The 16,959-nt window shown below is 44.5% G+C and carries 18 protein-coding genes and 1 pseudogene; 7 read left to right on the forward strand and 12 right to left on the reverse strand.

Annotation, left to right across the window (positions count from 1 at the left end; genetic code table 11):
* Nucleotides 1-18: 18 nt before the first annotated feature.
* A complete protein-coding gene (locus DFQ00_RS19045) occupies nucleotides 19-495 on the reverse strand; it encodes a DUF6790 family protein (RefSeq protein ID WP_167433775.1) in 477 nt (158 codons plus the stop codon).
* Nucleotides 496-915: 420 nt separating this feature from the next.
* On the opposite strand from DFQ00_RS19045, the gene DFQ00_RS19050 reads away from it, so the two are divergent.
* Nucleotides 916-1,773 (forward strand): SDR family oxidoreductase, encoded by an 858-nt coding sequence (locus DFQ00_RS19050; RefSeq protein ID WP_110898066.1) that lies wholly within the window; start codon nucleotides 916-918, stop codon nucleotides 1,771-1,773.
* Between the two features lie 379 nt (nucleotides 1,774-2,152).
* Here the strand turns inward: DFQ00_RS19050 and imm48 are convergent, their stop codons facing one another.
* The 4 genes from imm48 to rnhA form a co-directional block, all read right to left on the reverse strand.
* The gene (gene imm48, locus DFQ00_RS19055) at nucleotides 2,153-2,665 is read right to left on the reverse strand and encodes an Imm48 family immunity protein (protein ID WP_244213921.1); all 513 of its coding nucleotides are present in this window, start codon (nucleotides 2,663-2,665) and stop codon (nucleotides 2,153-2,155) included.
* 276 nt (nucleotides 2,666-2,941) lie between these two features.
* Nucleotides 2,942-3,931: a serine/threonine protein kinase gene (locus DFQ00_RS19060; RefSeq protein ID WP_110898067.1), complete on the reverse strand. Its 990-nt coding sequence runs from the start codon at nucleotides 3,929-3,931 to the stop codon at nucleotides 2,942-2,944.
* A gap of 350 nt (nucleotides 3,932-4,281) precedes the next feature.
* Nucleotides 4,282-5,151, reverse strand: coding sequence for an alpha/beta fold hydrolase (locus DFQ00_RS19065; RefSeq protein WP_110898068.1), 870 nt, complete (start codon nucleotides 5,149-5,151; stop codon nucleotides 4,282-4,284).
* Nucleotides 5,152-5,368: 217 nt separating this feature from the next.
* Nucleotides 5,369-6,031 carry a ribonuclease H gene (gene rnhA, locus DFQ00_RS19070; RefSeq protein WP_110898069.1) on the reverse strand — a complete coding sequence of 221 codons (663 nt, stop codon included), beginning with the start codon at nucleotides 6,029-6,031 and terminating at the stop codon, nucleotides 5,369-5,371.
* A gap of 187 nt (nucleotides 6,032-6,218) precedes the next feature.
* Between rnhA and DFQ00_RS19075 the strand changes: the two genes are divergently transcribed.
* Nucleotides 6,219-6,869, forward strand: a complete 651-nt coding sequence (locus DFQ00_RS19075) for a DUF421 domain-containing protein (RefSeq protein WP_110898070.1) — start codon at nucleotides 6,219-6,221, stop codon at nucleotides 6,867-6,869.
* Between the two features lie 118 nt (nucleotides 6,870-6,987).
* Here the strand turns inward: DFQ00_RS19075 and DFQ00_RS19080 are convergent, their stop codons facing one another.
* Nucleotides 6,988-7,755 (reverse strand): ABC transporter ATP-binding protein, encoded by a 768-nt coding sequence (locus DFQ00_RS19080; protein ID WP_110898071.1) that lies wholly within the window; start codon nucleotides 7,753-7,755, stop codon nucleotides 6,988-6,990.
* A gap of 1 nt (nucleotide 7,756) precedes the next feature.
* Nucleotides 7,757-8,866 carry a FecCD family ABC transporter permease gene (locus DFQ00_RS19085; protein WP_110898072.1) on the reverse strand — a complete coding sequence of 370 codons (1,110 nt, stop codon included), beginning with the start codon at nucleotides 8,864-8,866 and terminating at the stop codon, nucleotides 7,757-7,759.
* Nucleotides 8,867-8,995: 129 nt separating this feature from the next.
* Here DFQ00_RS19085 and DFQ00_RS19090 point away from each other — a divergent pair, with 129 nt between their 5' ends.
* From DFQ00_RS19090 to DFQ00_RS19100, 3 genes are all read left to right on the forward strand, one after another.
* Nucleotides 8,996-10,066: an ABC transporter substrate-binding protein gene (locus DFQ00_RS19090; RefSeq protein ID WP_110898073.1), complete on the forward strand. Its 1,071-nt coding sequence runs from the start codon at nucleotides 8,996-8,998 to the stop codon at nucleotides 10,064-10,066.
* A gap of 126 nt (nucleotides 10,067-10,192) precedes the next feature.
* Nucleotides 10,193-10,615, forward strand: a complete 423-nt coding sequence (locus tag DFQ00_RS19095; RefSeq protein WP_110898088.1) for a MarR family winged helix-turn-helix transcriptional regulator — start codon at nucleotides 10,193-10,195, stop codon at nucleotides 10,613-10,615.
* Between the two features lie 106 nt (nucleotides 10,616-10,721).
* The gene (locus DFQ00_RS19100) at nucleotides 10,722-11,543 is read left to right on the forward strand and encodes an alpha/beta hydrolase (protein WP_110898074.1); all 822 of its coding nucleotides are present in this window, start codon (nucleotides 10,722-10,724) and stop codon (nucleotides 11,541-11,543) included.
* Nucleotides 11,544-11,983: 440 nt separating this feature from the next.
* Here the strand turns inward: DFQ00_RS19100 and DFQ00_RS19110 are convergent, their stop codons facing one another.
* The 3 genes and pseudogenes from DFQ00_RS19110 to DFQ00_RS19120 form a co-directional block, all read right to left on the reverse strand.
* Entirely contained in the window at nucleotides 11,984-13,333 is a 1,350-nt protein-coding gene (locus DFQ00_RS19110) for an amino acid permease (protein ID WP_110898075.1), read from the reverse strand.
* A gap of 193 nt (nucleotides 13,334-13,526) precedes the next feature.
* A pseudogene (locus DFQ00_RS19115) lies at nucleotides 13,527-13,817 on the reverse strand (sigma-70 family RNA polymerase sigma factor); the annotation flags it as partial.
* A gap of 48 nt (nucleotides 13,818-13,865) precedes the next feature.
* Nucleotides 13,866-14,165 (reverse strand): YolD-like family protein, encoded by a 300-nt coding sequence (locus tag DFQ00_RS19120; RefSeq protein ID WP_110898076.1) that lies wholly within the window; start codon nucleotides 14,163-14,165, stop codon nucleotides 13,866-13,868.
* A 108-nt stretch (nucleotides 14,166-14,273) separates the two neighbouring features.
* Between DFQ00_RS19120 and DFQ00_RS30270 the strand changes: the two genes are divergently transcribed.
* The gene (locus tag DFQ00_RS30270; protein WP_174812142.1) at nucleotides 14,274-15,059 is read left to right on the forward strand and encodes a hypothetical protein; all 786 of its coding nucleotides are present in this window, start codon (nucleotides 14,274-14,276) and stop codon (nucleotides 15,057-15,059) included.
* Between the two features lie 205 nt (nucleotides 15,060-15,264).
* Entirely contained in the window at nucleotides 15,265-15,441 is a 177-nt protein-coding gene (locus tag DFQ00_RS29260; protein ID WP_167433776.1) for a hypothetical protein, read from the forward strand.
* A gap of 87 nt (nucleotides 15,442-15,528) precedes the next feature.
* On the opposite strand, the gene DFQ00_RS19130 is transcribed toward DFQ00_RS29260, so the two are convergent.
* Entirely contained in the window at nucleotides 15,529-16,173 is a 645-nt protein-coding gene (locus DFQ00_RS19130) for a hypothetical protein (RefSeq protein ID WP_110898077.1), read from the reverse strand.
* A gap of 1 nt (nucleotide 16,174) precedes the next feature.
* Nucleotides 16,175-16,585, reverse strand: coding sequence for a hypothetical protein (locus DFQ00_RS19135; protein ID WP_110898078.1), 411 nt, complete (start codon nucleotides 16,583-16,585; stop codon nucleotides 16,175-16,177).
* Between the last annotated feature and the right edge of the window lie 374 nt (nucleotides 16,586-16,959).

Here is a 16,959-nt window from a genome sequence, read left to right on the forward strand (position 1 = left end):
CATAAATCCAATTAGTGTTTAGCTCATTACCCAGATGCCGCCAGCCAATACAGATAGAACCGTAATAAACGTCTGATAGACAACATCCATAATCAGATTACCAATGCTATCTCCATCTGCCTTGCGATTTTTAATCATGACATAAGTATGTGACCACAGACCACTCAAACCGTATATGTACATCGTAACCAGAACACCAACCCAGAAATTCCCTTGAAACCAGATCGCCATAATTCCCATAACGCCAAGTCCGACTTGTGAAAATCCGTATTTGACCTGAAAAGGTCCACCTGGCCAACCTAACATTTTGGCTGTTTGATCTGCTCTTGCAATGTTAACCACATAACCAATAACCCCTACGAGTCCAAAGGTAACCACAAACTGATGAAGCAACAACACTCTGCTAATCTCGCTCATCTGCTCAGGAAAACCCAGCATCCAAAGATGAACTGCCCCTGAAATAAGCCCAAATAACCATAGAACCAAAAACCACATTGCTGTTTCACTCCTGCCATTGTTATTTTGGAATCATTTGTAACTTAATACACTAATTTGTAGATAACCACATTATATAATCGCTTTTACATTTGTCAATTCGTACATAATTTGTTAGATTGTCGAACTTTTTTACATTTCTATTCCCCTATGCGCAAGCCCATAATGACAATTAGTTCCATTTAACTTGATATCCATGGGACTTATATACCATTTTTACATACAATAACACAAAAAATGTCTCTTTTTTAACACTCCTAAAGAACCACAACTCATTTATTGCATGCCGAAAAAAATTTAATAACCAACGGTTAATTCACTTCGATTGATCTTAAAATTGACAACACCCCTTCTTGTAACTATTATAGTTACATAGATAAAAATTTCATTTCAAAAGCAATCCATTAGGAGGAAAATACAATGAAAATGTTAGTTACAGGCGCAACAGGTAAACTGGGTTCCCTGGTGATTGAAGCACTGCTGAGAACGAAGGCTACCACAGATTTGGCTGTAAGTGTACGTTCCCCGGAAAAAGCAGCAGCATTGCTGTCTCAGGGTGTAGAAGTTAGACAAGGTGATTTTGATCAGCCGGAAACGCTGGAGAAAGCGTTTGACGGCGTAGAGCGCCTGCTGCTCATCTCTACAGATGGAGATAACGAGACACGGATTCGTCAGCATCAGAATGCCGTTCATGCTGCGAAAAAAGCTGGCGTTGGTTTCATTGCTTACACCAGTGTGGTCAATGCAGAGCATAACCCGCTCTCTCTCGCTGAGGTACATCGCAAGACAGAGCAAGCCATTCGCGAGTCCGGCATTCCTTATGCTTTCCTGCGTAACAACTGGTATCTTGAAAATGAAGCTGGCAGTGCGCAGGCGGTAACACATGGGGCTCCTTGGGTACATGCTACAAACGACAGTCAGGTTGGCTGGGCTACTCGCCGTGATTATGCGGAAGCCGCCGCTGCTGTACTCGCAGGGGAAGGACATGAGAACAAGATCTATGAATTGTCTGGCAAGCTGCGTACACAGGCTGAGCTTGCTGCAATTGCAGGTGAAGTACTCGGACAGGAAGTCAACGTACAAAATGTGGACGATGCGGCTTACGCCGATATGATGAAAGGTGCGGGCCTGCCCGACTTTGTTGTATCCATGCTGGTTGAAATGCAGGGCGCAATTCGTCAAGGTGCGCTCGCGGTTGAAAGTGATTCACTGGAAACCTTGCTTGGTCGCCCCGCTCAACCGTTAAGTGAAGGCTTCAAAGCCATTCTGGGCAAATAAATCGGACAAGGCTTTAGCTTAATCAAGCCCGATTCTACGGTATACAAAAAGGGTTGTTCCATACGTCATAAGATGACGGGGAACAACCCTTTCGCTTGTTTTTATGATGCGCTTCGAACAAAACCTGTACTATCGGTGCATCGAACTACCCGCTTGATCCTGCTCTATACAACGTGCGGGAATAACATCAGCCACCCAGATATTCTCGTAGCCATAGTAAAGGAGGAGCCCTTCCTCTGCTCATGACTGCCTTCACTCGCAACATGACAGGCTGATCGTCACGCCTCTGCCCTACCTTGTGTGCCGTTTCGATATCAGCAAACAGATGTACATACTGTCGTTGCCGTGGCTGTAGTCCATGACCTGTGCATCCCTCATCTTATTGCTGAACTGCGGCCAGAATCTCCTGAATATTACGACCCATCGCCTCGTAATCCTCCTGTGCAAACTGAACATGTCCGTTGATGCCACGATGAATAATGGTATTCATCAACGGATGTACCTCTTCATTCGAAGCGACACGAATCAGATCATCCACAAAATCAACGGCCTGCTGTTCACTGTAGTTAAACGGCTTGATCAACATCCGAATACTTAGCGCGTGAGCCTGCGGCTCAGTCAGCCGATCACGGTGCGTAATGCTGTATACTGCGCCAAAACCAAAAGCCGCAAGCACCTGACGCTGCAGTTCGGTCGTTTCATGAAGAGGTGTGCCAATCCGTTCGCAGATCTGCTCTACCATCTGCTCCAATTCACTCGCAGCAGCCGCCAAAAAAGCGTCATTTTTAAGCCCATTATCTTCAACATCTTTCATATCGTTATTATTCCCAAACGCTTTCATCGTTTCATCCCCGTTTCCATCTCCTGCTAGATTCCAGCTTTGTCCTCTCATTTAAAAAAGGAGTGATTATTGTTGTTCTCCAGGTTTTCACATCACATATCGCTCCAAACCAACCTCAAGCCAACCCAGGCGGATCTGCTCCACCCTGCTTTCCTAATCCATAATTTAAACCAGAACCTTTTAGCCATATTTGATATCTGAAAATAAAGAAAGAAAACAAGCCAGTTCACCCTATCCAAGGGCAAGAACCGACTTGTTTATATGGTCATCCCTCTAACTGCTTATCCTTTGAAGTATCTCTGCTTCACCCATGGAGGACGTACGAGCTCAAGCGGTCTCATGCTGCTGCTTCGGCTTCGGCTCGAAGATCTGAGTATGCTCGTTCTCCTCAAACATCCATTCCATCGTACCTGGTTTGCGGACCTTCCACACCAAAGCCTGAACACGCAATGACGTTCTCACCCAGGACAAGGAGGTACAACGTTTCTCTGAACGAACCATTAGCCCCCACTGAATAACCCTCGCCAGCCATGGATTCACATATTCATTATGCTTTCGTACCGAGGGTAGCTCATCACTGAATAAACGCTGCTTCACATCCACTGGCGGCTGCCCGCATGTCCAATAATGAAGCAGCGCGGACAAACTGTAGATGTCGGACATCGGTCCCTGTTCCGATTTTTCCGAATAGAATTCAAGTGGTGAGTATCCCTTGGAGGTAAATATAGCCGACTTTGCCCCGGACGGCATCGGCCAGCGGACAGCTGAACCAAAATCCAGCAATTTGGGCTTGCCATCCTCCATCACCATGACATTGGAAGGTTTGACATCCCGATGAAGAATGCCTTGTTTATGTATATAATCGAGTGTATCCACAAGCGGCAACAGCGTATCGGTGATAAAATTCGACTCCAGTGCATGGTTGCGCTCATTCAAATACTCAGTCAGGATCATGCCGCTGCAATATTCGGTGACCAGATATCCGGTATCATTGGCCTCAAAGTGATCCACATACGTAATAATATGAGGATGCTTCAGCGAGGACAGCAGCTCCCCCTCCTGTAGAAACGCGGACAGCAGTTCCTGGAACTGCCCCCCGTATCCACGTGATGCACAGAATACCGTGCGTTTATCCGACTGACGTGCAGCCAAACGCTGGGGGAAAAACTCCTTGATTGCCACTTTGGCACCTGTATGGCGATTCCGCCCTGCATATACAATCGTCAGCTCACTGCTGGACAGAACCTGTCTAACCTGATATGTATCATTTAAAATGACATTGCGCTGCAAGGCCATATTCCACTTATCCTTTTTCATAACAAACCTCTTTTCAACCTTGTCGATTGGAAGACTTGCCGTATAACCGCGAATAGCTCGTACACTCAGTATAGATGAGTCGAAACCGATGACAGTTTATCGCCAACCATCTATATAAACCAAATGGAGCCATTTGAAACATCTTTTTTCACGGTTATGCGTATTTGTCCAAGCTCCCATTTCTTATTTGAAGATATATACGCTATCTTCTATAAATAGTATCGACAGAAGGGGCAATTTCGTTAATTCAATTGGTTAAAACACGAACTGCCCCTCATTTTCAAATGATCTCGTTTCTCTGGCTGTCCTGTCTTTCTATTGTCAAAAGGGTGCTGCTCCAGCTAATGCTTCTAATAATGCTTGCTCAAAAACTGCTGAATCTCCACATTCATCTCATGTAAAACGTCCTGAGACGGAAAATGCCCCGAATCATATTTGACCGCCTGCACATTCGGAATAATCTGCTGGGCACGGTCAATGCATTTATCGCCTGGGAAAAAAACATCCTTCTCTCCCACCAGCAGCAACGTAGGCGAGTTATAATTTTCAAGCTCTTCCCGCTCTGCCAGTTTAGGCAAATCCTGCTCCAGACTGACATACTTGAAAATTTTGCCGATCAGGTTTTTGTCTGCTTCCTTCATACAATGGCATGAAAGGTTATCCGTTATTTTTTGCAAAGAAGCTGGCGAAGAAGTCATCCGATATTTCACAAGTGGAAGTGTAATGTCATGAACGGTTTTTATTCTGGAATTCACCGCAAGACCTGCCGGAGCCACCAGCACCGAGCATGCAATCCGCTCTGGAATATACGTAGCCAATCTGAGAATAATACCGCCGCCAAAAGAAGGACCGATAAACGCACTTTTTTCAATCTCGTAGTGGTCCAACAGATCGGATACCCATAAGGCCAAGCTGTCAAAACGTGCCGAAATGCTCGTTTCCTCGCTATAGCCCGGATGGCCAATCGTATCAGGTGCAATAATCCGGTAGGATTGAAATAATGAAGAGAACCAGGACAGGGTCATCGGATTCACACAATTGCCGCCCTGAAGAATAAACAAGGGCTTGCCATCTTCCGGCCCAGTCAGCAGTACATGCGTCCTGCCAAAACGTGTGTCCACATACTCCCTTGTAATCCCTTCACCCAGCTCACTCAGATAGACCTCATACTCCTCCAGAATACTGCTCTTTCCTTCTTCACTTCTATAAATGGAACTCATGTCTGCCTCCTGCAATGTATACTCGGCTCACCTGTTTCAAGTGACCAGACCGGGGCATTCCCGGTCCAAAAAGATAAGGAGGGCCCGTAAATGAATGACAGGCTCCTCCATATATGCGACTTATCATATGCTGATGATTATAGAATGGAAATTGGAAATTGTAAATATAGATTCTAATAGACAAGCTCCCGATTTTTTTGCTCCATTGTCAAACCCATTATTTTCGGCCGTAATCCGCCTTGATCTCGCCCCATTGTTTCGTCTGCCACTTTAATACTTTGTTCGTATACGCATGCGTGTGAAGCCACTGCTCTGCCCGGTCAATCATCAGCCAGATTTCTTCTGTTGAATGATCACGAGGCAGCGTTGTCGCAACCTTCTTCTGTTTTAACCATTTCATTGCATTAACCGAGTCTGTATATACCGTTTTGTTACTGCCTTGTTTCTGGAGATAAGCCAGTGCATGCACAATAGCCAAAAATTCACCCAGATTATTGGTACCTTTCGAGATCGGTCCAACGGAAAAAAGCACCTCACCTGTACGTGTATCGACCCCTTTGTACTCAACCGGCCCCGGATTGCCGCGGGTTCCCACATCAACAGAGATGCTGTCATAGTCCACTTCCTCCGAGGTCTCCATCCCTGCACTTCTGCCGCTGCTGCCTGACTTGAACTTGGAAGCACTGCCAGCTGCTCCGGCACTTGAGCCCCAGTTGCCCTTCCACCCAGCACGATAGGCCGCTTCAGCGGCTTCTCTGGATTCATACGATTTATATTTGGCTCCGGCATATTGATCTGTCTGTGCTTTACATTCCGCCCAAGTGCTGTATACGCCCGGTTTCTTGCCTTCCCATACTACATAATACTTCTGTTTAGCCATGCGTAACCGCTCCTTTGTTCACTGCATCAATATCCTATTGTAAACGAAGAAGCTGGCAAAATGAAGGCTTGCTCCTAATTCAGCCTAATGACCGTTATGATCAGGATGACCGCGCTTCGTATAATCCAATCCATCCCGGAACAGTCTAATAATCAGCGATCATATAGGAAAAGAAAGGATGTCTTGCATGGATTGGATCTGGAAATCCGTCTTGCTTGTTCTCGTTGGCATGATTCTGCTGCGCATTGCAGGGCGTAAATCGATCTCACAGATGAGTGTGGCAACGACGGTCATTATGATCTCGATCGGTACAACCATCGTACAGCCGATTGCCAATCATGAACTGGGGAAAGCGATTGGCTCCGCAGCCGTTTTTATAGCAACCCTGCTCGCTGTAGAACAATTACAACTGAAATTCAACCTTTTCGAGCGATTAATGAGCGGCAGCTCCAAAGTGGTCGTGGAGGATGGCAAAGTCATCCGTCCCAATCTGAAACGAATGCGTTATACGATAGATCAGTTGGAGATGCATTTAAGACAGGCAGGAATCAAGAGTGTAAGTGACCTTGAGACGGCAACCGTTGAACCGAACGGTCAGCTCGGCTACGTTCTGAAACCGGAAGCACGCCCCGTGACTATGAAGGAGCTGGAGCAATTGTTGCAAAATTATGGCTTTGCTCGAAACGGAAGCGCCAGCAGTCTGTCTGAGCCACTGTCCGAAGAGGCGCAAAATAAAGACTCCGCAAGCAGCGGAGGAAAAAATGAAAATTCGGCTAATATTTTTGATGAGGTTAGCAGCGGGAAGCATACACATCCAGTGAGCTCTAAGCTGCAATAATTTTTATTCAGACAGATGCAGAAGAGGTAAAGAAAAAAGCCGACGTCCCTCAGGACAACGGCTTACGATTCTAATGAAAGAACTCAACAGCTAAATACCCCAAATTCCCGAATCCAGATTATCGTGTGCTCAAATAGGCTATACCCAAACCGCCGGTGACCGGATTTTGGTAAATCTCGCAATCGACCTCAAATACCTCGCCAATGATCTCACGAGTCAAAATATCGGCAGGAGTGCCATGAACAACAACTTGTCCACGCTTGACGACATAGAGATAATCGCAGTAGACCGCTGCAAGTTCAAGATCATGTAATGCGGCCAGAATGCCGATATCCAATCCGCGAACGATATTTAATATCTGGAGCTGGTACTTGATATCCAGATGATTGGTCGGCTCGTCCAGAATCAGAAATTCTGGTTGCTGAGCGAGTACACGAGCCAGAATGACACGCTGCTTCTCCCCGCCGGACAGAGACGTATAATTGCGGCCTGCATGTCCGGTCAGCTGTACTTTTTCCAGTGCCTTCTCCACAATCTGTTCGTCCTTAGCATTATCGGTCTCCAGCAGTTTTTTGTGCGGAGTACGTCCCATCATAACCATCTCGCGAACGGTAAAATCAAAGCTCAATTCATTAAACTGACCAACGACCCCCATCTGTTTGGCCGTGACTTTGGGACTCGATCTCAGAAGATCGGTGTGTCCCAGCATAACGCTGCCATGCTGCGGCTTAATGACTTTATAGATGCTTTTGAGCAAGGTAGATTTGCCGCAGCCGTTGGGTCCAATTAACCCGACGAATTGCTTCTCTCTCACCTGAAGTGAAATATCACGCACGATATCCGCATTTTGTACCGAAAAGGATAGGTTATCAACCGTTAGCTGCATGTTATTTCCCCCCAAAGCCGTAGCCTTTTTTGACAAGCATATACATAAACATCGGTGCACCGATCATGGCTGTAATAATGCCGATAGGCAGTTCAACGCTGGAAATTAGCGATCTGGCAATGACGTCTGTCCAAATCAGGAATATCGCGCCAAACAGTACGGAAACAGGCATCACTTTACGATGATCCGAGCCTACCATGCCTCTCACGATATGAGGAATGATTAACCCGACAAAGCCAATCATGCCGCAGCTTGCAACCATGACCCCCGTCACGAGCGCTGTCAGGATCATATACAGTCTACGATAGACACTCAGGTTAATTCCCAAGGTGACGGCAGCTTCATCACCCAGTAACATCGTGTTTAACACACGGGACTGCAGCAGGAAGAACAATGTGGCAGTGAGCACAACCATGCCTATTAACGGCAGCTTGTTCCACCCGGAGGCTGCAAGACTCCCCATCGTCCAGAATGTTACGGTTTTGATGCCCTCTGCATTATTCGCAAAATATATAATGAAGTTGGAAAATGCACTGCACAGTGCATTAATGACCATACCCGCAAGCACCAGCTTGACTGACGTCATTTTGCCCCGTATGCCGGCCAAGGTCAGAACAAGCAAAGAAGCGCCCATGGCTCCGGCAAACGCCCAGAAGGCTACGCCAGTCTGCCCTAGCCAGCTAATTGCACCAAACCCGATGAGAATGGCAAAGGTTGCCCCGAGTGAAGCACCTGAGGAGATACCCAGGATATACGGGTCTGCCAGTGGATTCTGAACAGCAGCCTGCATAACCGCACCACATAAGGCGAGACCTGCCCCAATCAACAGTGCCATCAATACACGCGGGAAGCGAATCTGCCAGATAATATCGGTGAAGGAGCCTGCTTCAAGCGGCTTACCTCCCCACTCGATTCCTGTTATTTTGGCTAACAAGATACGGTAGGATTCCCCCAGCGGAATCCTAACTTGCCCAATAGAGACCGCAAGGCCTGCGGATATTATTACAATTACGATTAATGATGCAATAAGTAAGGTAAAGCCTGCTTTACTATGAATCAGAGATTCTTTTTTCTCCAACTGGTGTGTCTCGGCCTGAATCGTCTGTACCATTTCTTCCCCCATACATTCTATTAAAATTATGCAAAACTTAAATTAGATATTTACAAAGCATTTTCTCGGATTATAATTGAGAATGATTATCTTTGTCAATTATAATACAAACACAAAGGGGTTATCTACATGTTAAAATGCTCATCCAGAACCATGTTCTTCGCTACGCTAAGTCTTCTACTCCTGCTGCTGTCGGCGTGTTCCTCCAATACGTCAACACCCTCTACAGCCGAAGATACGACTTCTCTATCAGGAGCATCCAAAGCTGCTGCACCCACGGGAGCGGCACATAAAACGACCTATCCGCTTACCATCGAAAACTTCTCCATCTCTGGTGAAGGCGGGGAATGGAAAAATAAAGCACAAGTGTTTGATAAGGCGCCTGAGCGTGTCGTTGCCAATACTCAATCTGCTGCCGAAATGCTGATCAAGCTGGGGTTGACTGATAAAATGGTCGGGGTTGCCGCCCTCTATGGTTCGGTAACACCCGATGTTGCTGATGATTTCGCCAAAATTCCGGTGCTGTCCAAGGAATACGTGGGCAAAGAGCTTGTTGTCGGGGCCAGCCCGGACTTGGTTCTTGGACGAGGTGATCTGTTTGCCGATGCCGACTGGGGCGTGGGAACCGTAGACGGACTCAATGAGATGAATATCCGCACCTTCCTGCAAACGACCAATCACAAAGGAACACTGGAGAGTCTGTACAGCGACATTACACAGCTTGGTAAAATCTTTGACGTGCAGGACAAAGCTACTGCATTTATCGACAGCCTGAAGGCACGGGCAGAGGCGATCAAGGCCAGTGTTGCCGATCAGCCGGAGCACAGCTTTGCGTATATTGTACCGGCGACAGAAGACAGCATTACCGTAAGCAGCATGCAAAACGATACGTATCAGCTGGATGCACTCAGCCTGTTGAAGCTGAAGAATGCATTTGAGGGCGTACAAGGCGAGGTCAGCGTGGAACAGTTAATTACAGCCAATCCAGACTACCTGCTTCTGTCGGCTTACAGCGGATCACCTGATATCAGCAAGCTGATTCAGCATCTGTATGCCAACCCTGCGCTGCAAAGCATGAAGGCCATCAAGAACAAACAAATCTATGTGACTGATTTCAGTCAGTTCTGGGGATACGGATATCAGATCCTTGATGGTATTGAACAGATGGAAAAAGAAATGAAGGCTAATCCGATTCAATAGTCTGTTACCCCTGCTGCACAAGTGACTTAACTGCATGTATGGACGGACCCAGGAACAAGGAGGACTTCTTCCCATGTTTCTGGGTTTGTGCTTGACATTAGTTTGACATCAAACTATATTGGTTGTATGAAAACAAGAGACGCCGTTTCACTTATATCCAAAATTAAAGAGAAAACCAGTCGTTTTATTTTGACCGAAATGGCGACACAAGGCATTCACGATCTGGCTACATCTCATGGAGATATCATCTACGCCCTTTACAATCATCAGCGGTTGACAATGGCCGAGATTGCCCACAACATTCGCAAGGACAAATCCACGGTAACTGCACTTGTAGATAAACTCGTGCGCACCGGATATGTTGTGAAAGATCGCGATGCAGCAGACTCACGTATAGTGTATGTGACATTAACCGCCAAGGGAGAAGCTTTGCAACCAGTCTTTGAGGAGATATCACAGCGCATGCTGGATACGTTCTATACTGGAATTACAGATGAGGAAAAACAGGAGATGCTTCGCATTTTAATCAAAATTCACGACAACTTTTAAAAAATAGGGTCATACAGCCAATACAGATACTGCTTCGTTGGTATGGCCTCATATTTTTTTACAGAAATAGTTTGATATCAAACTAATATGAAAAGGAGTGTTTCAGATGACTGACTACACACAATACTTACCTGAACATGAGCAGCACCAAATCGGAATCCATGACCTCCACATTGAAGTATATAGGGGACGTACAGTATCCGACTCCGCCACAACAGCCACGCGTGCACCTCTGTTATTTGTTCATGGGGCATACACAGGCAGCTGGATGTGGAGCAAATATATTCCGCATTTTGTGGAGCTTGGATGGGACTGTTATGCAATGAATCTGAGGAGTCATTATCAAAGCCGGGTGCTGGATTTGAGTCGTATTACGGTAGAGAATTATTTGGAGGATATTCGCGAGGTGTTGTCCCTGCTTGATAAACCTCCTGTATTGATCGGTTTCAGCATGGGCGGCATACTCAGCCAAAAGATTGCAGAGACTGCTGCATTGGCAGGATTAATTATCATCGACACCAGTATAAGTAAAGAAGTTCATGACGCCTTGCCCTATCCTATGACGGACCGAATCCAACCAGGAATTATTATGCCAGCACCTTTACGTGAGGAGCTTGCAACGATTGATGAATCAGCGGAAGATATTGCTTTTCAACGTCAGTATCTGCAAATGGAATCGGCAAAGGCTTTTCGTACCTTCTCTGTCCTCTGCGGGGCTGATGGCATCTCCATTGATGGAAGTTTGATTCGTTGTGCCAGTCTGGTCATTAAAGCTGTGTCGTCCGAGGATGAGGATCAAAGAGGCCGGCTAACCGCAAAGCAGCTAGGAGCTAATTATGCCGGACTATGGGATACAACGCACACTGGTCTTCTTGTAGGCCAGCGATACAAGGAGGTTGTGGATATAATGATGGAATGGCTGGGTTAATACCATCTGGCAAAGGAGCTGTCCCTAACGGATTATGTTTATTCTGGGACAGTCCTTTCTCAGTTTAATTACAAGGCTGAACCTTGCCGCGATCATGAGTCATTCTGAAGCTGGCTCCGCATTCATCACCATCTTGTTGAAGATTGTTACAGCGCAATCAAAAAATGCAGGTGCAGGATGATGGACGTCTCCTATTCATTGACAAACCTTGTCCCATCTGTGCCGCCGCTACTGTGTGCACGGGTTTATGCAAAAATTGAGCTGCATTTGTTCAAAACCGTTCTGGGAGAGCATGCTCAGATTGAGCGGGGAGAATACATTCTGCCCGGAGAAAAAAGCTGCGTTTATACGGTGATACTGGCTCAAACAAAGCAAAAGAGCAGCCTCATTTGAGATTGCTCTTTTACTTTTTGCTTTTTATCATCTACACGGAATTCCTGTTACTGCTTCACTCTTTTTTTCAGCATGTAGATGACAGAAACGATCAGGAACCACACGGGTGTAACAAACAATGCCACACGTGTATCCTCTGCAAGCGCCAATACGATAATGACAAAGGCAAGAAATGCCAGAATCAATATATTGGAAAATGGATATAACGGCAGTCTGAAACGACTTTGACGTGCCAGGTCAGGGCGAGTGCGCTTGTAACGCATATGGCAGATCACCATGATGCCCCAGACAAAAATGAAACATACGGTAGACACACTTGTAATCAGTGTAAATACACCTTCTGGCATCACATAATTCAGCACAATCGCAACAAAAATGATAATGGTGGAGAAAAAAAGTGCATTGGCTGGAACCTTCCTCTGGTTCACACGTGCAAAAGATTCTGGTGCATTGCGATCCTTGGCCATGGAATAAACCATCCGGCTTGTACTAAAAATGGCACTGTTACAGGCCGATGCCGCCGATGTCAGTACAACAAAATTAACTACTCCGGCTGCTGCCGCAATACCCACCGCAGCAAATACCTGTACAAACGGGCTTTCCGTTGGCACAATCGCAGTCCATGGGTAAATACTCATAATAATAAGCAAAGCTCCTACATAGAAAAGCAGCACACGAATTGGTATCTGATTAATGGCTTTGGGAATCACCTTGTCCGGGTTTTCCGTCTCTCCCGCTGTCAATCCGACGAGTTCCATCCCTACAAAAGCAAAAACGACCATCTGAAACGAGATAATGAAGCCATGCATACCATTCGGAAACCAGCCACCGTGACTCCACAGGTTAGTGAAGCTTGCTGAGCCCTGATTGGTTGTGAAACCTGTAAAGATCATATACAGCCCCACGACGATGAGCGCCAGAATAGCCAGCACTTTAATAAGAGCAAACCAGAATTCCATTTCCCCGAACAGCTTGACCGTCGCCAGATTCATCACGAGTAAAATAACCAGTGCAATTAAGCCCGGCATCCATTGAGGGACATTGGGAAACCAAAACTGTGTGTATAAGCCCACTGCCGTAATGTCGGCCATCGCAATGGAAATCCAGCAAAACCAGTAGGTCCAGCCTGTGATAAAGGCCGCCATATTTCCCAGGTAATCACGAACAAAATCAACAAAGGAATGATACTGCAAATTACTCAGTAACAGCTCTCCAAGCGCCCTCATGATCAGGAATAATACAATGCCTGTAATGATGTACGCCAGCAGAATGGATGGGCCGGTTAGCTGGATCGTTTTGCCCGCCCCAAGAAACAACCCCGTTCCGATCGCCCCTCCAATTGCCATCAGTTGTACATGTCTGTTTTTCAATCCCCTTGTTAATGTTTCTTGCTGCATGGTACACCACCACTCTCTTTCTGTGCATACTCTCTGTAATGAAAAATAATATACCATTTAATATATAATAATCTGTCTCGAATACCTATCATTCTTTTTGATTATTTTGTTCGAAACTATCCCATAGCAAAAAGGCCACCCTTCTCACATCGAAAGGCCGCCTTCCTGATCTTTTGTACATATTAAGTCACATCTATTTCTGCTTATAAAACTCATGATACAGCTTCATTAACGCCCGTTTCTCGATCCGCGAAACATAACTGCGTGAGATGCCAAGCTCCTTGGCAATCTCGCGCTGAGTACGCTCCTCTCCCCCAGCCTCCAGGCCAAAGCGGCCGATCACGACTTCCTTCTCCCGATCATCCAAAATGTCGAGGTTGCGATAAATTTTGCTTTTCTCAATTTTTAGCTGCACACGGTCTACCACATCATCGGCTTCAGTGCCGAGGATATCAATTAAGGTTATTTCAATAACATGTTCATCATAGACATAATATTATTGTGGATTAGGCTCGCCAAATCCTCTGTATTATTATATGCTCGCATTTATAATTTCTTCGATCTGAATCCAGCAGTAATCCTCCTCACCACGTACAAGCTTGACTCTCCTGCTCTGCCTGTCGATCGCTGCCACCACTCCTTTTATCTCTTCATCGTCAAAAGGATTGAATACCGTAAGCGTAACAGAGTGGCGTTCCTGGTATGATTCGAAGATAGCTTCTTCAATGAGCTGCATCTCCTGTTCGTCCAGGACCGGCTTGCCCCTCTCCTTTGTTATCCTTCTTGTACCAAGTATACTTTTCGGGGTTCTGGGTAACGAAAAAATATTCATTCACTTTTTACACATTTAATTGAATACATAGGATTTATTGTTTAGACAATCTTTGTTGATTTACGTATTATTAATTCCTAATTAACCCTTAGGAGGAAATAAGAAACAATGAAAAGAAAGATTAATCTACTATTAATTTTAACGCTTATCTTGTCTGTGTTCATTCCCTTATCTTCTGTAAGTGCTTATACGGGCGGATATGCTAATGGCAAAGATTCCACAATTATGATTCCTGATATCTACTTTATTACAAGACCACATGACTCTAAAATTGTAACAACATTAATTACAGATAATAATGAAACGACAGGAGATTTACTTCCTAAAAATAAAATGATAATGATTGATTTAGGAACAGATAGAACAATTGATTCTTTTAAAATTAACAGTGATTTAAAGAATATGAGAATTAACTTTTATGATAGATCGACTGGTTATTTAAGTGAGTTCACTCTAAAAGGAGGGACTGGAACACTCGAACCACTACCCAACGGAAAAGTTATAAGTAAAGTAAGATACATTACTTTGTACACAATGTCTGGAGAAGACATTAATATTAACGAATTAGATTTCTTCTATAGTAAAGATCCGAATTCATCACCTGATCCTACTGATCCGGTTGATCCTGATCCTACTGATCCAGTTGATCCATCTGCAGATCGTGCCATTCTCGTTGTGACGATGACCACAGGGCTAGAAAAAGAATATGATCTTCCAATGACCGATATTAACGCATTCCTCAATTGGTATGACTCCCGTGACGCAGGAAGTGGTCCAGCCAAGTTCGCCATCAACAAATACAGCAACAACAAAGGTCCGTTTAGTAAGCGTACAGATTATGTGATCTTCGATAAAATTTTGACGTTTGAAGTAAGTGAGTATTCAACTAATTAAAACGAAAGAGCAGCGAGGTTATCCCTCCTGCTCTTTTTTGTATTTGATCAATTGCAATATTTCATCAACTTCCAATGCCATCATGATTTTATTCAAGTTTTCTGGTGACCAGGCTTTAGATTTGTTCTGTGCTCTATCCGAAAGAGTGTTCCATCTAGTCCCTGTCTAGAAATTTCAAAAAGTAGCAGACGGGTTGGATTGGGGAATGCAATTACCATGGAAATACAAAGCTTCAGGAGACATCACATATATTTATGTGACTGGGGCAGATAAGTATTACAAAGCGGTCCGGATCGTCAAACGATTACTGGGCCGCAAAGCTGCAGCTGAGCTGCGGACAAACAAGAGCCGAACACGTTGTGTGATCAAACTAAATATGTAAACAAAAAAAAGACACTGCCAGCGTTATGCCAGCAGTGTCTTTTACCGATACTTTCGGATATAGTAGTTATTCCTTTATTGAAGGGGATCATTTTGTACTTTCAACTTTAGTTGGATTTGAATTACTCGTTTGTCCGTTATTGGATTGTGGACTCAAAGCAATAAACAGAGTGACAGCTAAAGCAACAATAGCTAAGACAGTTGCTATGAATCCCCAAGTATTCGAAGTGACCATTGATTGAACATGTTTGGTAGTTTGAGATGCCTCAGATCTAATCTCTTTTATCTCAGTACTTAATCCGTTAATCATTTTTTCAATTCGTTCCTCACGTTCTTTGGCTTCAGTTCTGTAAAGATCAGCTTGTTCCTTAACTTCATCCCTAAAGCGTTGTTCACGTTCTTGTGCGTCCTTATGGTATCTTTCTTCACGTTCTCGTGAATCACGTTCCAGTCGCTCAAGCATCATTTTAGTGGATTCGTCCATACTATCACCCTTCTTTGGGAGATCAACTTTCAATTCCCTACTATATTTCAGCGGGGTATTAATGTAATTTTTCTTATCTGAGGATTCAAAATGAAAATCCTTTGCCCTCAATTGAGTAAGGATACGTTCATATATTGCAGTTGTTTGTGGAGAAGCAACAGATTCATTCTTTGTTAAAAAAGAGGATATCTGAGGTCCACTTTCACTATCTGGAATAGGGAACTTAATTATATTATTCGGCTCTCCCATATTATGATTCCTGCTTCATAACCCGAATTTTTTGCTCACCAATCTTGACTCCGTCACACTCCATAGCCATAGTATATTCACCTTCACTCCTAACTATAACATTCTTCAAACCAAAGCCTAATGCAATAATTGGATATTGAAGCTTCGGGGTAGTTGGAATTGAGACAGTTTCAATATTTTTATAAATCATTTCATTATCTGGTGAGAAAAGCTCGAAAGTCAAATTAACTGAATGCTTATCATCAGGCATTGTTAATCCTGCCATAACTGAAAAGGTAATTTGTGTAGGGACAAATGGAACCTTGTGGTTGATTATTGGTTGTACAATCACTGTCTTTGAATCATTTCCTGCGTTAATCATTTGACCCTCTTCGCAAATAATGAGATATCTTAACTCCACACCTGTTGACATGAACATTCCTCCATGAGAAAGACTCTTTTGTATAACTCATGATTTATTCGACATTATTTCTCAAATACCTCCTTTTGTCCTATTTATTATATTTATAATAAACATTTACAACTAAAGTGTCAGAGTTAATCCGGAGGATTTTTGTTTATTTTTGGACGTTTTTTTGTCGGATTAATAGTTTATAAAAGACGGATTGTAATATGAAGTGCGACACCTACTGGAAATAAATAAAAAATGGCCCATGGCCGGATTCGTGTAGAATGAAGTCACCACAACAACCATTCACACAAGGAGAATCCACCATGAGCTACACACATCTTAGCATAATCGAACGCAGCAAGCTAGAAATCCTCCACCAGCAGGGGAAAAGTACC

It is taken from the genome of Paenibacillus barcinonensis (genome assembly GCF_003217495.1).
GTDB classification, from domain to species: Bacteria; Bacillota; Bacilli; order Paenibacillales; family Paenibacillaceae; genus Paenibacillus; species Paenibacillus barcinonensis.

Coding starts and splice junctions, on each gene's coding strand:
- DFQ00_RS19045 (WP_167433775.1), bottom strand. CDS start 495: ATGTGGTTTTTGGTTCTATGGTTATTTGGGCTTATTTCAGGGGCAGTT.
- DFQ00_RS29260 (WP_167433776.1), top strand. CDS start 15,265: ATGCAATTACCATGGAAATACAAAGCTTCAGGAGACATCACATATATT.
- DFQ00_RS19060 (WP_110898067.1), bottom strand. CDS start 3,931: ATGAAAAAGGATAAGTGGAATATGGCCTTGCAGCGCAATGTCATTTTA.
- DFQ00_RS19075 (WP_110898070.1), top strand. CDS start 6,219: ATGGATTGGATCTGGAAATCCGTCTTGCTTGTTCTCGTTGGCATGATT.
- DFQ00_RS30270 (WP_174812142.1), top strand. CDS start 14,274: ATGAAAAGAAAGATTAATCTACTATTAATTTTAACGCTTATCTTGTCT.
- DFQ00_RS19100 (WP_110898074.1), top strand. CDS start 10,722: ATGACTGACTACACACAATACTTACCTGAACATGAGCAGCACCAAATC.
- DFQ00_RS19050 (WP_110898066.1), top strand. CDS start 916: ATGAAAATGTTAGTTACAGGCGCAACAGGTAAACTGGGTTCCCTGGTG.
- DFQ00_RS19135 (WP_110898078.1), bottom strand. CDS start 16,585: ATGTCAACAGGTGTGGAGTTAAGATATCTCATTATTTGCGAAGAGGGT.
- DFQ00_RS19095 (WP_110898088.1), top strand. CDS start 10,193: ATGAAAACAAGAGACGCCGTTTCACTTATATCCAAAATTAAAGAGAAA.
- DFQ00_RS19065 (WP_110898068.1), bottom strand. CDS start 5,151: ATGAGTTCCATTTATAGAAGTGAAGAAGGAAAGAGCAGTATTCTGGAG.
- imm48 (WP_244213921.1), bottom strand. CDS start 2,665: ATGAGAGGACAAAGCTGGAATCTAGCAGGAGATGGAAACGGGGATGAA.
- rnhA (WP_110898069.1), bottom strand. CDS start 6,031: ATGGCTAAACAGAAGTATTATGTAGTATGGGAAGGCAAGAAACCGGGC.
- DFQ00_RS19085 (WP_110898072.1), bottom strand. CDS start 8,866: ATGGTACAGACGATTCAGGCCGAGACACACCAGTTGGAGAAAAAAGAA.
- DFQ00_RS19080 (WP_110898071.1), bottom strand. CDS start 7,755: ATGCAGCTAACGGTTGATAACCTATCCTTTTCGGTACAAAATGCGGAT.
- DFQ00_RS19110 (WP_110898075.1), bottom strand. CDS start 13,333: ATGCAGCAAGAAACATTAACAAGGGGATTGAAAAACAGACATGTACAA.
- DFQ00_RS19130 (WP_110898077.1), bottom strand. CDS start 16,173: ATGGGAGAGCCGAATAATATAATTAAGTTCCCTATTCCAGATAGTGAA.
- DFQ00_RS19120 (WP_110898076.1), bottom strand. CDS start 14,165: ATGAATATTTTTTCGTTACCCAGAACCCCGAAAAGTATACTTGGTACA.
- DFQ00_RS19090 (WP_110898073.1), top strand. CDS start 8,996: ATGTTAAAATGCTCATCCAGAACCATGTTCTTCGCTACGCTAAGTCTT.